Source organism: Nostoc sp. KVJ3 (assembly GCF_026127265.1).
GTDB lineage: Bacteria > Cyanobacteriota > Cyanobacteriia > Cyanobacteriales > Nostocaceae > Nostoc.
This window is the reverse complement of record NZ_WWFG01000002.1, coordinates 541,534-558,012: the sequence shown is the minus strand read 5'-3', so window position 1 is coordinate 558,012 and position 16,479 is coordinate 541,534. Positions and strand designations below refer to the sequence as shown.

The following is a 16,479-nucleotide window of genomic DNA, read 5'->3' as shown; positions in this document are numbered from 1 at the left end:
CCGAAGCGGAGAGAGGAATGGAAGCGGAGTTCCAAGTACTGAGTAATTAGCATTACTAAACCGCCACTAATCCAGTAAGTATCAAGCGCCATACTTGGGCAAAGTCCCTATCTATATCTGGATTGTTCCATTCGGATGCGTGTGCTGGATGGTGAAATCGAACTGTCGCTTGAAATACTGCCTTGGCTGCTGCTTGCGGATCGGTTACTCTAAACTCGTTAGTGGAAATACCGCTCTCGACGATCGCAGTGATTTGCCTAAGCAGTTCAGCAATGTGAGCTTCAACTACCCCTCGCGCCTCTTGGGTAATCGCTGAATAGGTTGCAAATAACTCTGGTTCTTTTAAGACTTTTTGACGTTTCAGAGTCATGAGTTGCTCAAACCATCGGTGCAACCGTTCTCTGGCGGAACCTGGCTCTTGGGCGATCGCTGCTAGGGGTGTGGAAACCCGATGCAGCCACCGTTCTGCCACTGCATCGCGCAGGGCAGCTTTGCTGGGAAAATGCCGATAAATCGTGCCGTGGCTCACCTCTAAAAAGCGAGCCACATCGACGACTGTTGCCTTTGCCAGACCGTAACGACGCAAAACTTCTTCTGCTGCGTCGAGAATCCGCTCCGGTGTCAAAGGTGAATCATTCATGCGATAACTTTTTTACCTCTTTTCACTATCGAGCATTGCCATTTGTTCTGGGTTATAGCGATCGCCAGCTACGGCATTTAGTGGCACGGCTGCCTCAATCCGGGCGATATCATCCTTATTTAAGTGTAAATCCAATGCACCCAGAGCTTCATTTAAGCGATCGCAACGCCGTGCGCCAATTAGCGGTATGATATCTTTCCCCCGCGACAGCACCCAAGCAATTGCCACTTGAGCAACCGTTGCATTCTGTTCTTCGGCAATCAGGCGCAGGGCTTCGACTAGCAACAAATTGCGATCCAAATTCTCTCCAGAGAAGCGGGGTAAATGTACTCGATAGTCTTGCACTTGCTCAGAGCGTTCTTTCGACCAATAACCGCTCAACAATCCCCGTGAGAGGACTCCATAAGCGGTGACAGCAATGCCCAATTCCCGCACCGTTGGCAGGATGTCATCTTCAATGCCACGACTCAGGAGGGAATATTCAATCTGAAGCGAAGCGATTGGATGAATCCTATGAGCGCGGCGAATTATATCTGCACCCACTTCAGATAAACCAATCTGGCGAACATATCCAGCTTTCACCATTTCGCTAATCGCCCCAATAGTCTCTTCAATAGGCACTTTCGGATCGAGCCGGGCTGGTTGGTAAAGGTCAATGTAATCGGTTCCTAGTCGTTTCAATGTATAAGCAAGTGAAGTCTTTACGGCTTCAGGGCGACCATCGAAGCCGATAAAGTTGCCATCAGGAGAGCGCAGCGCACCGAATTTAACTGCAATGAAGACATTTTCCCGCCGTCCTGTTAAGGCTTCGTTTAGCAGCAGTTCATTGTGTCCCATGCCGTAAAAGTCGCCTGTATCTAGTAAGTTAATACCTGCATCAAGCGCTGCATGAATTGTTGCAATACTTTCCTTGCGATCGGCTGGCCCATAAACATCAGACATACCCATACAGCCAAGCCCAAGCGCCGATATTGTTGAACCGTTTTTTCCCAGTTGACGCGACAACATAGCAATTTCTCCACTGTGGTGATAAAACTATGATACCAATCAGATGACAAAAATCAATATCTGTCATTCAATCTTTGTTAAGAATTTATTCGCATCATGTCTGATTAGCCGTGCTGTAGGAGCGATCGCTATTTGTTATTTTTTACTCAAGCCAGGGAACTCTATGAATACGATTCAGGAATTCGCGCAGCATTGACTACAGAAAGGCTTCCGTATGGTAGCAACTGGCTGTGGGTTTATTGGAACTGTGTTGTAAGGATAATTTAGAGTTTTGAGGAGCGGCTAATGGATAAATCAATTATTCAGTTGGTTGACGAATTACCGACTGACAATATCACTGTCAAAGTTTTAAAGGCTCTTGATTACGTAGCACCAGGTGAGTGGAGCAATTTGACGGGGTTTGATAATAGTATTCGCAGCATTACTGGAGTTACCGATGCTAAGGTAATTCAGAGAATCCGCGATCGCTCTGTCGTTTTATACGAAGATCCTCAAAAAGGCTACCAGTTTGCAATTAAACTTTATCAAACAATTGATAAAGCAGACACAGCTATGGGAACGGCGGCTTTAGCGAATAAGCTTAGTGAGAAAATTGGCTTTCTCTCTTTTTTAGGCAACATTACTCCCAAAGCTGATGTCACTCAATCCATTGACTTAGCGCTGAAAATCGCCGTTGAAATCATCGCCTTTTGCAAACTAAATGGCATTCCTCAACCTAACCCCCAAGAGTTTGCAAATTCCCTTGGTAACAACTATCAAGATGCATCCCTAATACGGATGGTAGCTTTAGTTTGTATAGACGGAATTCTGCCATTAGGCCCTGACTTTCTTAGCAAAATTCATAACGTTATTAGTGGCGCTGATACTAGCGCAATAACTCAAAATCCGGTTTTCTCGGCTATCAATAACTTTCTTCCTGGTAGTAATCCCTCTGATAAAGTTGGTTTTCTCAGTCAGAGTTTTAACTCCGTCCAAGGCTGGATGAATGATTTAGTATCTAAAACAGGCATAACCCCGCAATCAATTTCTAGTAACTTGGGTAATTTTATTCAGATTGCTGATGATAATTTAGATTTTGTTGCTGCATTTCTAGATCAAACTACCAATTACTACGAACATACAGGAACTCAAACTGTCGCTCGTGGCTTGATTTTGGAAGCATACACTTTAGTTAAAGAAGAAATTAAACAAGAGCAACAAAAGCCGATCCAAGATGTTTCGTCTGCTTCTGCTGTCAAGTCAGATAATAATCAGTATGAAGTCAGCAAAACAGTAGAAGTTTGGGATAGTGAAGAGGAAGATTGGTATCAGGGAACAATTGAGAAAATCAAAGATGACCAATTCTTTATTCATTACCTCGGCTATGGTTCATCTTATGACGAGTGGGTAGGCGAAGATGACATTCGGACTCGCGATCTTCGCGCTGCTGATGATAATGGATATGCAGTGGGTCAAAAAGTAAAATGTTGGGATGATGAGCAAGAGGCTTGGTATTCTGCAACGATTCAGCAAATCCAAAATCAGCAATACTTTGTTCACTATGCTGGTTATGACTCATCTTATGATGAGTGGGTTGATAGCGACGAGATTTCTTAACTATTGAATTAGCACTCTCATGGGCTATTCGCTGTCGCGCCCTGTGCTAGCATACATATCAATCCTAAATCATTCGTGAAAGCTCAGATCCCCGACTTCTTTGAGAAGTCGGGGATCTGAACGTTGCGAATTTTTATTAGATATCTCTATAAATTAATTTTGCGTTGGCGGAAATCTTTCAGATGACAGAAGAATTCAATATACAGGGTGCAGAGAAGCTGGTGGCGATCGCAGATCAATTCGCTCAACAGGGAAAGGTTATAGGCGTTAAAGCGTTTGGAAGTGGTAATATTAATGACACCTTTTTAGTCACTCTAGATTCCTCAGAAGAACAATATTTTGTCCTGCAACGCATCAATACGCAGGTGTTTCGTCAGCCAAAACTGATTATGCAGAATATGTGTACCTTTACTGAACATATTCATAAAAAGTTACAGCATACCCCCCTCAATCGTCGTTGGGAAGTACCGCGCGTACTATTAACTAAGGATGCTCAAGACCACTGTCAGGATGCAGATGGCTCCTTTTGGCGGGCGATTAGCTTTATTGAAGGCTCCCAGTCTTTTGATACTATGGGCGATCGCACACAAGCGCAAGAAATCGGTTATGCGTTGGGGATGTTCCACAATCTGATTAGCGATTTGCCACCAGAAAAACTTGCTGATACCCTTCAAGGATTCCATATTACACCGCTTTATCTCCAGTATTATGAAAAAGTTTTTGCGACAGCTAGTTTATGTAAAAATACTGAGTTTGATTATTGTTTGCGATTTGTTAGCGATCGCCAAGCCTTTGCACATATCCTAGAAAATGCCAAAGCTGAGGGTAAATTACCCCTGCGTCTGATGCACGGCGATCCAAAAATCAATAACGTCATGTTTGACATTGCTACCCAGCAAGCCGTGAGTGTGATAGACCTGGACACCGTTAAACCCGGTCTGGTACATTACGATATTGGTGATTGTTTGCGATCGGGCTGCAATCCGGCTGGTGAAGAAACCGAGAATTGGGAAAGTGTTTATTTTGACACCGACTTGTGTCAGGGAATCTTACAAGGCTATCTCTCTGTAGCAAAAGCGTTTCTTACTGAGAATGACTATGCATACATATATGATGCCATCCGTCTCATCGCCTTTGAATTAGGATTGAGATTTTTTGCGGATTATTTAGCTGGGAATGTTTACTTTAAAGTGAAGCACCCAGAACATAACTTGGCAAGAGCGATCGTTCAGTTTAAGCTTACCGAAAGTATCGAATCTCAAGAAATGCAGATTCATAACATTATCAAAGATATGAAATGAACGAGCAGACATTTTTCCTACAACCCTTTCCTTCTAATGAATCGCCGCCTAATTTGAAAATTTCAGGTAATATTGCCCGAAATGGTAATAAACTTGCCATCCGCTATATGCTTGAAGGCGATTTAAATGAAATTGCGATTTTTCCCATATCAAACACACCATCACGCAAGCATGAATTGTGGAAAGATACCTGCTTTGAGTTCTTTCTTGGCATCAAGAACTCTGCGCGATATTGGGAATTCAACCTCTCACCCGCCGGACACTGGAATGCCTATCGCCTTGATGGTTATCGTCAAGGAATGCAAGAGGAAATAGCTTTTGAAAAACTCCAGTTTGATGTTCAAAATCAAGGCGAAGGTTTAGCACTTGTGTTGGATCTTGATTTGGGTAAAATCATTTCTGTAGAGCAAGCAATTGAAGTTGCCATTACTACTGTTATTAAAGATAGAGGCGGTGAGGTGACTTACTGGGCGTTAACTCATGTAGGCACAGAGGCTGATTTTCATCTACGAGACAGTTTTATTATTCAGTTGTGAGTTATATCTGAAATTAATATGGGAATATTAGCAGGGTATCGACTCCTGAGTGAGGGAGTCAAATTTGTTAAGGACTGAACATGAGTACAATAAAACTTATTTTCATTGTTTTTATCTTGATATCTGCTATGGGGGCGTGGTGGAAAGCTGGCTTCAGATGCCCAATATACATTCATGCGATCGCGTGTTTCGCAACTGCTTTGGGATTCTTTATCACTAACAATAACGCTGCTAAAATAAATCTATAACTAATTGATGCCCTATCCATTCTATGACCATAGCTCAAGAATTAGATTCTCAACAAGGCATCCCTCAAGATGTTATTTTTCCCCCTGGTGATTTATATAGTGATGAACCTCCTTTGGAAACTGAATTACATTTACGGCAAATAATTTTACTTTTAACATGTCTAGAATGGCTGTGGCGAGATAGAAATGATTTCTATGCAGCGGGAAACCTGACTATATACTACAGTCCACACCAACGCAAATCAGAATACTTTCGAGGCCCAGACTTTTTTGTAGTGTTCGGAACCCAACGGAAAACCCGTAAAAGTTGGGTAGTTTGGGAAGAAGATGGTAAATATCCGAATTTAATTCTGGAAATTTTGTCAGACTCAACAGCGAAGACAGACAAAGGTTTAAAAAAAGAAATTTATCAAGATACTTTCCGAACCCCTGATTATTTTTGGTTTGATCCATACACATTAGAATTCGCAGGATTTCATTTAGTAGATGGAAAATATCAACCTCTGCAACTAAATAAACAAGGACATTTATGGAGTCAACAGTTAGGGTTATATCTAGGAATTCATGAAGGACTATTGCGGTTTTTTACACCAGATAGACAATTAGTACCAACACCTGAAGAAAGAGCCGAAGAGACAGAACAAAGATTAGAACATGTAGAACAAAAGGCACAACGTTTGGCAGCAAAATTGCAAGAGTTAAATATTGACCCAGATACAATTTAGACTACTGCGATCGCATTGATAATATAAGCTATGAAATTCGCAGTACAATCAATGAGTTAAAAAGTTTGCTTTTCACATCTTTATACAAGGAAAAGGCAACCAAATAAATGAAAAAACGCAAGCATCACAACAACAAGGGTAAACAGCAAATTCGTTCGCATAAAACCTTAATGCAAGTGCAGTGTATAGCTCAACGCTTACGAATTCCCTTTACTTGCTTAAAATCGGCTAAGAGGCGCGACAATAGTTAATGCTATTAGCAGTGGAAATTGACAGTAGTAGAAGTCTCTTGCTCCCTGCTGGTAGTTAGCGGGTTTTTCGGGTTGCACTACTCCAGGTTTCAAAATGGACGAGGTTTAACAGTTTTCTATCTAGGAAACACTTGGTATTGCAGAACGAATTGCACTAATAAAATTCTGAGCATAATTCTGCGTCGAGAAATCTAAGGCGCGTTGTCTAGCAGCTATTCCTGCACTTTGGGCAAATTCTTGCTCGTCAAGATAGCGGAGAATTGCGATCGCTAATTTATCCGCATCGCCGTAAGGTGTTAATAGTCCATTCATCCCATCGGTAATAATCTCTGTCGGGCCGCCTGCATCGCCAGCAATCACAGGTTTACCCAACGCCATCGCCTCAATAATCACAATTCCAAAGGGTTCCTTATCCGAAGCATGAACGAATACATCCATCGCCTGTACCCACTCCGGGATATTACGCTGTAGTCCAGCCATAATTACTTGCTCTTTCAAGCCCAATTTTATGATTTCGGCTTTTAAAAAGTCCTCATAATCCGCTTCCAAATCGTGCTTCCCGCCAACCACTACACAATGAGCATCAGGATACTTCTGTAAAATTTTCGGCATCGCTTGCACCAATACGTGCATTCCTTTCCATCGTTGCAATCGTCCCACAATTCCAATCAACGGGCAGTGTAAGGGTAAACCGAGTTTTCGCCGTGCTTCTTCAGGAGTTGGTAAAGCATCAGGCTCAAATCGGTCTAGTGCTACACCAGGATAAACCAAAGGTGTTGGTCTGTGCGGCCAAATCTCTGCTTGTGCTTGCTTGCCATCTTGGGAAAGGGTGATAATTGCTTGTGCTGGGATTAAAGTGGCGAGTCGCACCAACCAAGTTTTATTACTAGGCACTTCTAGTTGATACCACACAGCAGGTAAACCCGCTAGCATGGCCGCCAAACCTCCAGATATATGCGTAATCCACATCCAATTGACAATTATATCTGCACGTTCGCGGCGTGCGATCGCAGCTATCCGAAAAACAGCGCCAATAAAACGGTGGATTTGGCGTAAACGTCCACTTTCCACAACTCGCGCATCAATACCGAGAGACTTGACTTGTTCGACCATCGGGCCGTCTTCTAAAAATATTATCAGCCACTCGACACCAGCATTGCGTCCTTGTTGCACCAAATCCCAAAGCATCATTTCACCGCCGCCTCGTTGCTCGGCTAGTGGCATTACAATAATTGCTTTCATAATTTATATCAGTCCTATTTAAGTTGTAAGATTTTGTTTTTTTAACTCAATTCATATTTATGAATTCTTGGGATTGCTATAGTATTTATGTCCTGCCATAGCCATAGCTAAAAATCCCCAAAGAATCATCCCTGCTACGCTCAACATCCCGCTACCAATAACTAGCTGTGTAGCAGAACTGATACCAATAGCACGAGCCGCACTGATAAAACTATCAAAACGTCCTTCACCATAACTGCTAACACTAATAATTAACAAGATTAATCCACCCATATAAAAAATTGCTCCAAACCAACCAAGGGTGAAAAACATATCTAAAATGCCACTATCAATAACCACCACTTCAATTTGACCAGTTTTTTCGTTGACTTTCCAAATATTTCCTAAGCCGTTCCCTAAAGCATTAGAAAGGGCTAAACCAAGGTTTTTGTCATAACTTCCCGATCTATCTTTAAAACTGGTATCGTCTTGAATATTAGAAAAAGTTTGTAATCTAGCTGCTACAACTCCAGAAATTGGCTGGATAGTTGTCAATGGCACAACACAAATTGCCATCACTACAATTATGGTGATTAAGCGCATTTGAATTCTGGCTTTAACTGAACCCATAATTATAATTATTCCAAATAACCAGCCTCCCCAATTAGTCCGCGCTTGTGTCAACAAGAAAGACAAATAACCAACGGCTGAAGCCGGAAAAATTAAACTTCCCGAACTGGTAAATAACAACAATAACCCAGCTTGCATAACCGAACCAAAGGGGCCGACAGAGTGCAATGTACTCCACACGCGCATCCCGAAAGGCACAGGGTTTCCAGAACTCATGAATAGTTTTGATTGGATGAGCCAATACCTATCCCATTCAGGAGCTACTACAAATTGATATACACCATAAGTTCCTAAAATTAATACACACCAGAGAAATGTTCGCTGAAAGTTCTGGCGATAACTGGGATAATCTCGCCAATTTATAAATAAGTGAAAAGCAAAAATCACCGGACTGAGCCAATCCATTAATCCGCGTGCTACAGGAATTGGTGGGTTGTAAATCAGACCGACGAGAAACCCATAAAAGACTCCGATAAAAGCCATAACAAACGGCAAACCCCCTTGACGAGAGGCACGGGGAAAATGTCGCAAGAATGTTGCTATAGTTACAAACACCACTAAGTATGGTGCTATAAGCATTTGACGGGTAGCATCCCAGCCTACCTTATAGTCAACTAAGCGGGTAGCTAAGGGTGTGAGAAACCAAATCCACCAGGTAAAGCTAATGTAGAGAATGGGATGCCGCAAGTATAAAAACACGGCTACTGCTAAAGCCGTCACCGGGTAAATTAGACGTAATGCAGCAGTAGCACCAGCAAAATAGCAAACTACAGTTAGTAGTATAAAACCTGCGATCGCCATCCACCCCTGTAGCGATCGCTCTTGGGGAGAATAGTTTTCTTGTGAAAAACTATTGAAAAGTATCTGCTTAGAATTCATTCAATTTTAGATTTTAGATTTACACATAAAAAATCCCAAATGAAATAATCAGTCTGCAATGACAAATGACCAATGACCAATGACTAATGACCAATGACAAATTGTTTATATCCTTGCCAACGTCCACGCCAAGATGCTAGTAATTTTTTCCCTGCCAACTGTCCTTGGCTAGGTAAAAATCTCAGCCATTGTACTAAGCCCAAGCTATCGCATGTACCTACAAATACTGCCCAGAATAAAAATATAATCCGGCGGATAAATGGCAAATGCTCTAGTAAAACTAAGGTTTCATTATGAACTAAATTAATAAAAGCAATCTCGTTAAAGTTATTTCGCTGATCTTCATCAAAACGTTGTGCAGGATAATGATCTACAGCAACATTAGGATCGTAAATTATCTTCCAACCAGCCCGCTTTAATGACAGAGTAAATGCCATTTCAAAATGTACCTGCGCTCCAGTACCCCGCATCCGTTCGTCAAAGCGCAATTGCCCGATGGCCTCTTTACGAAAACTCATGTTTACGCCCTTGAGAACATCCACCTCACGCGGTTCTCCCACTCCCAGATGATGGTTGCCAATGACTCGCCCAAACCATTGCAACTGTCCCACTACTGAGCGGGATTCATCTTCTAATTTGCTGCCGTGATATACCCAATCACGTCCACCCAGACCGCCAAGGCGACTATCTGAGGTAAAGTAAGCGGCGATGCGCTCTAACCAATCTGGGTGAGGTGCAGCATCATCATCAGTAATGGAGACAATATCGCCCTCCACTGCTGCTAATCCGGCATTGAGAGCCGCTACTACACCCGGTTGTGTCACTTTCACAGTATGCAGTGGCAGATTGGGCGCGTTCAATTGCGCCAGAAATTGCCAAGTTTCTGCATCCGTATCGCGGACAACTACTATCACCTGATCGACGGGTTTAATTTGCTCCTGTAGCGCCAAAAGGCAGCGTGATAGGTCTTGTGGACGGCGATAAGTTGGTATCAGAACGGTGTTCCGCATTCTTGCTTAACTCCTCGAATAGATCCACATAAGTTTGTGCCATAGTAGTCCAGCTATGTTTTTCTGCCACTGAACGAGCAGCTTTGCCCATCTGTTGGATGAGGGCGGAACTACTCACCAAAGTCAGCAACGCCAAAGCCAAAGCATCACTATCATCTGAGTCGGATAAAACGATGCCACATTCTGGTGTTACCAACTCTCCGCCCCCGGTGGCTGTGGCAGTAATTACTGGCAGTCCTGAAGAAAGTGCTTCTAACAATACGAGGCTGCAAGCTTCGTATCGGGAAGGAAAAACAAATAAATCTACTGCTTGCATAATTGCAGGGATATCACGGCGAAATCCTACAAAATGCACGCGCTCATTTAACCCCAAAGATGCTGCTAACTGTGGAAAAGGGCTATTTTGAGTGTGTCCCACTACTACCAGATGTAAATCGGGAACTTTCACCAAGGCATGTAGTACTGTATCTAAATTCTTTCTGGGTGTGCGGATGTCTCCGGCGAATAATGCTAGGGTGACGTTTTCCGGTAAACCTAACTTTTGGCGTAGGCGTAGCCCGCCGCAGGCATCGCTTTCACCAGGGGCAAACTCTTCTAAATCAACGCCATTGATAATTACGCGAATGCGAGAACGCGGCACACCAATGTTAACTAATTCCTGCGCTACTTTTTCAGATACAGCCACAACAACCTGTGCCTTTTGGAAAGCCTGTTTTTCCCAACGGGCATTAAAAGCCGTAAATAGCCATTGGTACAAACCATATAAATCGCGGCGATTGCGAGAAATATGAACAGGCGATCGCAACCATGAACTATGGACAAAATGTACAGCATTCACATCAGCCGCAGCCAGATTAATTGCGCCATTGACTTTAACTAGATCAATCTCAGAGCGATGTTTCCGCAACCAATCTGCACTTTTTTGGGCAAATATGAAATTACGTAAAAATTCTGTTGGATAGTGTTTGACTGGAATTTTAATGCAATTAACTTGACTATTATTTTCTAATTCTGGTGCGACTTCACTAGCCAATAACGTCAGTTGATGACCACGACGAATTGCTTCATTAGCAACCTCATAGTTTACCCGTCCCTGTCCATCACCTTTTTTTATTTTATGAGTAACAATACAAAGTTTCATTCACTACCCTCTTAATAATCTAAGCTCATCCATAACCGCAGCCAAAAAACTTAAACCCATCTTCTTTTTTTACCTTCGCGCCCTTTGCGGTTCGTTCAAAATAAGATTTACACAAACAAGAGCCAAAAAAATGATTTTTAGTAGGGGAAATTCATGAATTGCCCCTACTGACTATTTCGACATTTCTATTAATTTATTTGCCAAAAATTGCGGTGTAAAACTAAGACTTAGTGCTACTAAAGTCCGCGCACTAAATTTTTGTTTAGTCAACGCCCGCCAAAAATAAGGACGTGCCACTGCTATCTGTTCACTTCGTAGTAAACCAATCCCCAAAGTTGTATTAGCTTCTAACCATTTCTGTTGAAAATACTTTCTAAATTGCTGTAGACGAGCGTCTTCCATAAAGACTTGATAACAAAACATTTCGCTTTTAGCTTTGCGGATTTTTGCCTGTACATCTCGACTACCACTAAGCATAGTATCAGTTTGCTCATGGGCGCGATATTGCGTTAGTCTTTCTGGATAATAGTAAGCGCCATAACCAGATATACAGCAGAGATAAGTTAAATATAAATCCCACATTCCCCCAACTTCCGAAGGAATACTATCCCAATCAACAAATTTATTCCGAATTACACAAGATGCAGCAGTGGGTATACTTTTATCTATTAGCCCTATTTTATAGAAAGGTTGATGAATTCCTTTTGCTAATTTATCTCGCTTATAACCGCGTGTATTTTCCTCAGTTCCAATATTATTAATAATACTATTTTTGTCTATAATATATTGGTCGCAAAAAGCAAGAATTAACTCAGAATTTTCTTCTAGTGGTGGTACAAGCTTTGCTAGAAAATCTTCATTCCAGATATCATCATCATGAAGACTAGCAATATATTTACCTTGTGCCATCTTGAAGCCATGCTGCTGATTAGCAAGCATACCTACATTTTGCTGATGTCGCCAAAATCTGATGCGTGAATCACCAAAAGATGCCACAAGTGCTTGAGGATTTTCTGGACTGCAATTATCTGAAACAATAATTTCGATATTCTGATAAGTTTGTTTAATCGCACTAGCGATCGCTTGCTTAAGATAATCTGGTCGATTATATGTGGGGATAATAACGCTAACTAAAGGTTGTTGACATTCTTGATAAGATAACATATTTTTTCCTCTTTATATTTTATTTGATTTATTGACTAACACGAACCTATTTAGCTTGAGAGATGCTGTATACTTTTTGCAGTTTAAAAGGAAATTCTGCTATCGTTTTTGCATAAATTGTTTGCAGATGATTTACATGAGCCGCCATTGTAAATTCCTTCATCAATAAAGCATGACCTTGTTCGCCCATCTGTCGGCTTTTTTGATAATTTTCATCCAAATTATGAATAGCGTCAGCCAGCTTTTGAATATCATTACCTGGAACCAAAATACCTGTTTCTCCATCTCGTAAATGTTCTGGGATACCTCCGACTGCACTACCAATTACAGGTCGATAATTAGAGTATGCTTCCAGAGTTACAAGACCGGCAGGTTCAGGCCAGACACTAGGGAAAATGACTGCAAAACACTGTTTATAAAGTTTATTTATTTTGTCAGCATCGCACCAACCATGCCAAGTAATCCGATTACTTAATCCGAGGGTGTTTGCTAACTTTTCTAACCGTGGTCGTTCCCAGCCTTCACCGGCAATATCCAGTTTAATTTGCGGATTTGTATGTATTAAGGTTTTGAGCAGCCATTCTAAACCTTTATCAGAAACAATGCGACCAACAAACAAAATTCTATGATTTTGGTGAATTTCTAAACTCAGGGGTGCGGTTGTTATTTGTGGTACAGAAATGCCACAATGTAGTGTGACAATTTGCTCTGGGGGTACACCATTTTTAATCAACTCTTGCCGCACATATTCGCTATTAGCAACAAAAGTAATTTTTACCTTTTTTAATACATCTAAAAACTGATGAGTAGTTTGAAGTTCTTTCAGAGTTCTTAACGGTCTACGGCTACCGCATTTATCTGCTAGTTTACCCCAAGTACAACCTAAGTAAGAGAAGTTGCGATCGCAGATTGTCCGTTGCCCTGCTAAGTACTTTGTGCCACTAGGACAGTATAATGAGTGATTATGAACGCTGAAAACCGTAGGACATTCGCCCGTAAGCTGCAATAGCATATCTGGGCTGTGGATGTGCAGCAGCTTAAATTGACTTTGGTCAACATCCTTGAGCGATTTTATCACGCGATCGCTAACTTCGGGTGGTCGATGTTCAAACAGAGAAGCTAAATAAGTTTCAACACCTCCACCCTCACCTACATCAAAATTGGAGCATTGATAAATCAGGTCTTCTTCAAAAATTCCTCTGTGAAATTGTTTATCATTTTGCTTGGCATCATTGATTGAGTTAAGCATTAATCACCACTTTTTTTACGTTACTATTAATTGGATTCATCAACTTATATGCCAACATTAAACCAAAGTTTATGTCTAACATCACTCACATAATGCCTAATAGCAATATTTTTATTTGCAAATTTATCAGGATAAACAAACTGATCTTCTACATTGAGAACATATTTATTGGAGCATAGAGGCTGACCATGATTTTGATGCATGGTCAAATGTACAATTGTTTGTTCAGTAAAATAAGTAGGAGCTTCTTGAAGATTTGCTAAACGTTCGATAGCAAAGCTCCAGTCAAATTCATGCCTAAATAGTATAAATCCACCATTCACTGGATTCGACTTTTCAGAATCATCATAAATAATTCGTTCGTCTAATGACATCGAACAATCAGGTAGATAGAGAGAGTATTTATCGTCCGACTTACTCAAATTAATTAAGTCAATTCCGCCGGGAAAAAACAAAATATCTGAATCAGTGTAAATTGTATTTCCATTAACAGGAATCGACATTAATGCCGACAATTTTCTACCCATTGGATGCAATTGGGCATAATCAAGAACACATTGAGGTAAATCCGTTCTCAGGAAGTTTTGTAAAAGTATTACCTGAACGCAAGGATGGATGCGTTGGAGTAAATTACAACTAGAATCAGTATAACTACCATCAGAAACTACAGTAAATGTATCTGGAATGCCGACATGACGAATGAATGAGCGAATACTTGCCACTTGTTCTGGAAGATCGCGTTCGCATGATAAGGCATAGACACTGATGGAAACTTGCCGAGTTTGTTTGATGGGGATACTGGCAATCTGAGAAATAGCTGCTTTATATAGAGAACGATTAAATTTACCCTGCATTTTAGCAGTGTGGTAGCCTATATTTACCATTTGTTTTTCCTAATTAAAACTATAAATAATTGACTAGGAGAATGAATTCGTAATTTGCAAATTCAAAATTACAAATTACGTAGCTTGTTTCTCGCTGAATGCGAGTATTATGAATTACGAATTATAGTATTGCATTTGGTGATATTCCCAAAGCTTGCCTTGGCGTGCGAGTAGTTCTTGATATTTTCCCTGTTCTACTATTCGCCCTGCTTCCAACACTACTACTTTATCTGCTTTAGAAATAGTAGAAAGACGGTGAGCGATCGCAATTACTGTTCTCCCAACAGATAGCTTTTCTAATGAATCTTGAATTAAGCGCTCGGATACAGAATCTAAAGCGCTAGTTGCTTCATCCAAAATCAAAATTTCGGGGTTCCTCAGTAGCGCTCGCGCAATAGCAATTCGCTGTCTTTGTCCTCCAGATAATCTAACACCCCGATCTCCCAATTGGGTATTAAAACCTTCGGGCATTTCTAAAATAAATTCCAGTGCATTCGCTAATTTAGCAGCTTCTTGAATTTGCTCATTAGTGGCTTGTGGAGTCCCATAAGCAATATTTTGCCAAACATCAGTATTGAAGATAAAAGTATCCTGACTGACGACAGCTATTTGACGGCGGAGGGAATTAATTTCAAACAGTCTTATATCAACTTCATCGATATAAACATTTCCCTCCGTAGCATTATAAAATCGGGGAATTAAATCAGCAAGGGTTGTTTTACCAGCACCAGAGGCTCCGACTAATGCAGTCATTTTCCCCTTTTCAATGGTTAGGGTAATGTTATGCAGCACTATGTTCTGCTCGTCGTAGCCAAAATCTACAGATACTAAATTTATTGCTCTTTCTAAAGCCTTAAACTGAAGTTTTCCGTTCTGAAAATAGTTTTTATCATCACTTTTCAGCAGGTTTTTAATGTTGTCTGCCGAGCCATGTAGAGTACTAAGATATGCTCTCGTGCCATTAATATCTTGAACAAACGGAATGAAGCGAAATAGCACGAAGAAAAATGTTAGCAGTGAAGCAACTTGTAGGGTTCCATTACTAACCAGGCTAGTGAATGCCAAAATAATCATTCCGACTAACACCGTAGTCGCTACCCCTTCGGCAATTGGTTTGACAAGTGTCCAAGTGAATACAACTTTAGTTGTAGTACTTACTACCTTGTCGCTAGCTTTGTAGTAACGCTGGCGCTCAAATTCTTGAGTACCACAAGAATGAACCGTGCGAATGCCATTAATAAATTCTATGGCTGTTGATGTAAAATTAGCATTAGCAGTTGTCATGCCAAAACTCGATTCTCTAACTCTGGCATTCAGATTAGATAACCCTACACCTAAAAGTGTAAATAGCAATGCTGAAATTACAGTTAGTTGCCATGATATCAAAAACATTGATATTAAGTAGACAAAAGTTGTTATTCCCCTAGTTACTAAAAAGGCTGCGCCACTAAAACCCTGTCTGATTCTTTCAATTTCTGTGGTGATTGTGTTAATTAGTTCACCGGAACGAGTTTTGGCAAAGTAACTTAACGATAAAGATTGTAACTGTTCAAAAATTTGTTTGCGTAAGCGATCGCCAAAATGCAGTTGAGATAATTCAGTATAGACTTGTCCAAAATAATTGAAGGCAACACGCAACCAAGTACTCAATAAAATCAGCGAAGATATGCGATATAAACGGTTAATTGCTGATGTCTTAGAACCCAAAATCCAAACATCAAACCAGTGTACTCCTGTTTGGACAGGTTGAGCGTTAGGACTGGTTAAGCTTTGCAAAAATGAGAGTAAAAAACCAATACTCACACCTTCAAAAGTTGCCGCCAAAACTGAGAATATCAGAGCTAAAATTGCAATTTTGCGAAAGTGTTTAAATTCTCGCAGTAGCAAATAGTTGTCTTGCCAAAAGCTGGAAGCTTTGAGCAGACTACGGAATTTTTGAAGAAGTTGAAAATTCATGGATTTTATAATAAAAATAGTTTGTCCAGGTAGATAGACC

At 40.9% G+C, this 16,479-nt stretch carries 14 protein-coding genes; 4 read left to right on the top strand and 10 right to left on the bottom strand.

Features of this window, described 5'->3' with window-relative positions; all coding sequences use genetic code 11:
* Positions 1-55: 55 nt before the first annotated feature.
* Together GTQ43_RS18465 and GTQ43_RS18460 are read right to left on the bottom strand one after the other, a co-directional pair.
* Positions 56-640: a TetR family transcriptional regulator gene (locus GTQ43_RS18465; RefSeq protein ID WP_265274216.1), complete on the bottom strand. Its 585-nt coding sequence runs from the start codon at positions 638-640 to the stop codon at positions 56-58.
* Positions 641-652: 12 nt separating this feature from the next.
* Positions 653-1,648, bottom strand: coding sequence for an aldo/keto reductase (locus GTQ43_RS18460; RefSeq protein ID WP_265274215.1), 996 nt, complete (start codon positions 1,646-1,648; stop codon positions 653-655).
* Between the two features lie 285 nt (positions 1,649-1,933).
* Between GTQ43_RS18460 and GTQ43_RS18455 the strand changes: the two genes are divergently transcribed.
* The 4 genes from GTQ43_RS18455 (at position 1,934) to GTQ43_RS18440 (ending at position 6,054) form a co-directional block, all read left to right on the top strand.
* Entirely contained in the window at positions 1,934-3,244 is a 1,311-nt protein-coding gene (locus GTQ43_RS18455) for a Tudor-knot domain-containing protein (RefSeq protein WP_265274214.1), read from the top strand.
* Between the two features lie 182 nt (positions 3,245-3,426).
* Positions 3,427-4,545 (top strand): phosphotransferase enzyme family protein, encoded by a 1,119-nt coding sequence (locus GTQ43_RS18450; RefSeq protein ID WP_265274213.1) that lies wholly within the window; start codon positions 3,427-3,429, stop codon positions 4,543-4,545.
* Positions 4,542-5,081 carry a DOMON-like domain-containing protein gene (locus tag GTQ43_RS18445; RefSeq protein WP_265274212.1) on the top strand — a complete coding sequence of 180 codons (540 nt, stop codon included), beginning with the start codon at positions 4,542-4,544 and terminating at the stop codon, positions 5,079-5,081. Before GTQ43_RS18450 ends, GTQ43_RS18445 begins: the two co-directional genes overlap by 4 nt.
* Positions 5,082-5,352: 271 nt before the next feature.
* Positions 5,353-6,054: a Uma2 family endonuclease gene (locus GTQ43_RS18440; RefSeq protein ID WP_265274211.1), complete on the top strand. Its 702-nt coding sequence runs from the start codon at positions 5,353-5,355 to the stop codon at positions 6,052-6,054.
* Between the two features lie 371 nt (positions 6,055-6,425).
* Here GTQ43_RS18440 and GTQ43_RS18435 read toward each other — a convergent pair whose 3' ends face one another.
* The 8 genes from GTQ43_RS18435 to hepA form a co-directional block, all read right to left on the bottom strand.
* Positions 6,426-7,547 (bottom strand): glycosyltransferase family 4 protein, encoded by a 1,122-nt coding sequence (locus tag GTQ43_RS18435; RefSeq protein ID WP_265274210.1) that lies wholly within the window; start codon positions 7,545-7,547, stop codon positions 6,426-6,428.
* Between the two features lie 57 nt (positions 7,548-7,604).
* Positions 7,605-9,035, bottom strand: a complete 1,431-nt coding sequence (locus GTQ43_RS18430) for an O-antigen ligase domain-containing protein (RefSeq protein WP_265274208.1) — start codon at positions 9,033-9,035, stop codon at positions 7,605-7,607.
* Between the two features lie 83 nt (positions 9,036-9,118).
* Complete coding sequence (locus tag GTQ43_RS18425) at positions 9,119-10,045, bottom strand: glycosyltransferase family 2 protein (protein ID WP_265274207.1); 927 nt, start codon at positions 10,043-10,045, stop codon at positions 9,119-9,121.
* Positions 9,963-11,186 (bottom strand): glycosyltransferase family 4 protein, encoded by a 1,224-nt coding sequence (locus GTQ43_RS18420; RefSeq protein ID WP_265274206.1) that lies wholly within the window; start codon positions 11,184-11,186, stop codon positions 9,963-9,965. Before GTQ43_RS18420 ends, GTQ43_RS18425 begins: the two co-directional genes overlap by 83 nt.
* Positions 11,187-11,357: 171 nt before the next feature.
* Positions 11,358-12,350 carry a glycosyltransferase family 2 protein gene (locus GTQ43_RS18415; RefSeq protein ID WP_265274205.1) on the bottom strand — a complete coding sequence of 331 codons (993 nt, stop codon included), beginning with the start codon at positions 12,348-12,350 and terminating at the stop codon, positions 11,358-11,360.
* Positions 12,351-12,396: 46 nt separating this feature from the next.
* The gene (locus tag GTQ43_RS18410) at positions 12,397-13,599 is read right to left on the bottom strand and encodes a glycosyltransferase family 4 protein (protein ID WP_265274204.1); all 1,203 of its coding nucleotides are present in this window, start codon (positions 13,597-13,599) and stop codon (positions 12,397-12,399) included.
* A 44-nt stretch (positions 13,600-13,643) separates the two neighbouring features.
* On the bottom strand, positions 13,644-14,483 hold the full coding sequence (locus tag GTQ43_RS18405; RefSeq protein WP_265274203.1) for a hypothetical protein: 840 nt from the start codon (positions 14,481-14,483) through the stop codon (positions 13,644-13,646).
* 114 nt (positions 14,484-14,597) lie between these two features.
* Positions 14,598-16,439, bottom strand: a complete 1,842-nt coding sequence (hepA, locus tag GTQ43_RS18400) for a heterocyst formation ABC transporter subunit HepA (RefSeq protein ID WP_265274201.1) — start codon at positions 16,437-16,439, stop codon at positions 14,598-14,600.
* Positions 16,440-16,479 lie beyond the last annotated feature (40 nt).

What these genes read in the sequence shown, in the direction of transcription:
- GTQ43_RS18465 (WP_265274216.1), bottom strand. Translation starts at nt 640, where the DNA reads ATGAATGATTCACCTTTGACACCGGAGCGGATTCTCGACGCAGCAGAA.
- GTQ43_RS18460 (WP_265274215.1), bottom strand. Translation starts at nt 1,648, where the DNA reads ATGTTGTCGCGTCAACTGGGAAAAAACGGTTCAACAATATCGGCGCTT.
- GTQ43_RS18455 (WP_265274214.1), top strand. Translation starts at nt 1,934, where the DNA reads ATGGATAAATCAATTATTCAGTTGGTTGACGAATTACCGACTGACAAT.
- GTQ43_RS18450 (WP_265274213.1), top strand. Translation starts at nt 3,427, where the DNA reads ATGACAGAAGAATTCAATATACAGGGTGCAGAGAAGCTGGTGGCGATC.
- GTQ43_RS18445 (WP_265274212.1), top strand. Translation starts at nt 4,542, where the DNA reads ATGAACGAGCAGACATTTTTCCTACAACCCTTTCCTTCTAATGAATCG.
- GTQ43_RS18440 (WP_265274211.1), top strand. Translation starts at nt 5,353, where the DNA reads ATGACCATAGCTCAAGAATTAGATTCTCAACAAGGCATCCCTCAAGAT.
- GTQ43_RS18435 (WP_265274210.1), bottom strand. Translation starts at nt 7,547, where the DNA reads ATGAAAGCAATTATTGTAATGCCACTAGCCGAGCAACGAGGCGGCGGT.
- GTQ43_RS18430 (WP_265274208.1), bottom strand. Translation starts at nt 9,035, where the DNA reads ATGAATTCTAAGCAGATACTTTTCAATAGTTTTTCACAAGAAAACTAT.
- GTQ43_RS18425 (WP_265274207.1), bottom strand. Translation starts at nt 10,045, where the DNA reads ATGCGGAACACCGTTCTGATACCAACTTATCGCCGTCCACAAGACCTA.
- GTQ43_RS18420 (WP_265274206.1), bottom strand. Translation starts at nt 11,186, where the DNA reads ATGAAACTTTGTATTGTTACTCATAAAATAAAAAAAGGTGATGGACAG.
- GTQ43_RS18415 (WP_265274205.1), bottom strand. Translation starts at nt 12,350, where the DNA reads ATGTTATCTTATCAAGAATGTCAACAACCTTTAGTTAGCGTTATTATC.
- GTQ43_RS18410 (WP_265274204.1), bottom strand. Translation starts at nt 13,599, where the DNA reads ATGCTTAACTCAATCAATGATGCCAAGCAAAATGATAAACAATTTCAC.
- GTQ43_RS18405 (WP_265274203.1), bottom strand. Translation starts at nt 14,483, where the DNA reads ATGGTAAATATAGGCTACCACACTGCTAAAATGCAGGGTAAATTTAAT.
- hepA (WP_265274201.1), bottom strand. Translation starts at nt 16,439, where the DNA reads ATGAATTTTCAACTTCTTCAAAAATTCCGTAGTCTGCTCAAAGCTTCC.